The 2,110-nt window shown below is 51.6% G+C and carries 3 protein-coding genes; all 3 read left to right on the top strand.

Annotated elements, in window-relative coordinates; genetic code table 11:
* On the top strand, positions 1-604 hold a 604-nt coding region (locus tag D6783_00860; protein RME53790.1), incomplete at its 5' end, for a class I SAM-dependent methyltransferase.
* The gene (locus tag D6783_00855) at positions 574-750 is read left to right on the top strand and encodes a response regulator (protein RME53789.1); all 177 of its coding nucleotides are present in this window, start codon (positions 574-576) and stop codon (positions 748-750) included. The genes D6783_00860 and D6783_00855, both read left to right, overlap by 31 nt.
* A gap of 40 nt (positions 751-790) precedes the next feature.
* Positions 791-2,110, top strand: a 1,320-nt coding sequence (locus tag D6783_00850) for an aldehyde dehydrogenase family protein (GenBank protein ID RME53788.1), incomplete at its 3' end; no start/stop codon positions are given.

Here is a 2,110-nt window from a genome sequence, read left to right as displayed (position 1 = left end):
GCAAAGAGGCGAGCGGCGCTGGTACAATGATCTCTGGCAGGAAGACCACTCAAAAGCGGCACAGTGGTCTTTTTTGAGCAACACACCAAATCCTTACATTACAACAAAAATCAGGGAACTCAAGAGGTCGGGAGTGCAAGGGCCTTTCTTAGATCTCGGATGTGGTAATGGCCGCCACGCCTTGGCCTTCGCGAAGGAAGGGTTTGCGGCGACAGGGGTTGACTACGCCAGTAACTCGATTCTTCATGCGAGACGAATAGCAAAACAACAGAATGTCAAGGCAAAGTTTTATGTTGGAGATGTTCTTGGAAAGAATATCTCCCGTTATAGAATAGTGTTAGATTTCGCCCTGTTCACTCATCTACGAAAATATGAGTGGCAAGACTATTTCTTCACTCTTCAAACCCTCAGTGCAGGGTCAAGATATATCTTGGTCTGTTTTTCGACAAGAAGCACATTCATCCCAGGATTCTCCCCGAGAGGTTCACCGCAAACTGCGATTACCGCCGTGCAGTCATCATCAATTCACTCGTCGCATCAGGCGAGTACGCGGGCCAGCAAGCACTCGAGCTTATGGACACCAACAAGGTCGACTTGTTGGTAGCTGATGTGAAGATGCCTCATGTGGATGGTGCAGAGGTTATTCGACGCATGCCGGAAGACGTCGGCGTCATGGTGCTCTCAGCGTACAACACTGAGGAAGTAAAGCATAAATTATTTAAACGACTTGTTGTTTTCATCCTTCGATAGTAAGCAATTAGTTATTGATTGCTTGCTGCGGGTGTACAAAATGACAGAACGCTCATATGAACAAGCCGTAGAGCAATATCGCGACACATTGCACACGCTGAAACACCTTGGCGAAGTCATCAAATTACACCAGGAAGAGCTTGCCACTCGCATCACCGATGACTCTAAACTGCCGCAGAACTTCACACGTTTCGATGTCGGTTCACTCGTCGACATACTCCTCAACTACGAGGATGTGCTACGCCAGATGCACGAGGGAACAATCCCCCATCCTGTATGGCAAAAGCGAGGTCCTGTCGATATCAGCGAACGCGAAGGGATAGGTCAGATTGCCGCAGTATTACCATATAATGGCCCAGCGATGACCTTCGGCCTCGCATTCGCACCAGCGAAACTTCTCAGAAAGAAAATTCTTATTAAACCCGCCAGCGAGAGTGGCAGTTTTTTCCAGTCACTCGAGCAAATCGTGAAGGAAAACGGTCTGGGGCCCCTCCTTCGGAATGATGATGGCTCACCAGTCATCACCCGCACCAGCGGCAGGAAGTTCTTCGCGGAACATTTAAGCACGAGCAGCCCGACAAAAGTTTTCCAATACTACGGCACAGACGCGGTCGTCGACGGTCGCGTACGCGAGATGGTGAAGCGCAAGCCTGATGAGTTCTACTTCATCCTCGAGGGTCCTGGCAAGAATCGTTTCATCGTCACAGGCGATCTTCCCGAGGACCGGTATGAAGAGACTGCCGCGATCATCGCGCAGCTCGGTACTATTAATGGTGGCCAGACCTGCATGGGTGCTGAGATCTTCGATATTCATGCTGACGTCGCTCCAAAGCTCATTCCACTCATCCGCGAAAAGATGCGTGGCATCGTCGTCGGCGACCCCTACGATGAACGCACGATGGTGCCTCCGCTGCGAAAAGCGTTCGCAGAACGCATGTACGAGCAAATCGCAGATGCGCTGAGCAAGGGCGCAAGACTCGAGTATGTAACGCCGCTCGCCGACGGGAAGATCCCGCTCATGACAGACCCAGCCGAGGCATATGGGCATGAGGCGTTCACAATGCCTGCCTATGATGAGAAGCACCTCTGGGTGCCCGCCGTAGTCCTCTCAAATACAAACGAGAACATGAGGGTGCGGCACGACGAAACCTTCGGCCCCCTCATCGCGATAGGGACCTTCAAGAATGATTCAGACCTCATCCCGCGCATCATGTACAGCCACTATGGTCTCGGTGCCTCGGTGTTCGGTGATAAACTCGATGAGAACCACCCCGACCTCATGCAAGCGTTGCGGGAGAATGTGGGAAACGTGTTCGAAAACAAGTACATGTTCGACCCGGATGGTGGTTTTGATCCCCTC

The organism is Candidatus Woesearchaeota archaeon, assembly GCA_003694805.1.
Classification (GTDB): Archaea; Nanobdellota; Nanobdellia; order Woesearchaeales; family J110; genus J110.
This window is presented reverse-complemented; position numbering and strand designations above follow the sequence as displayed.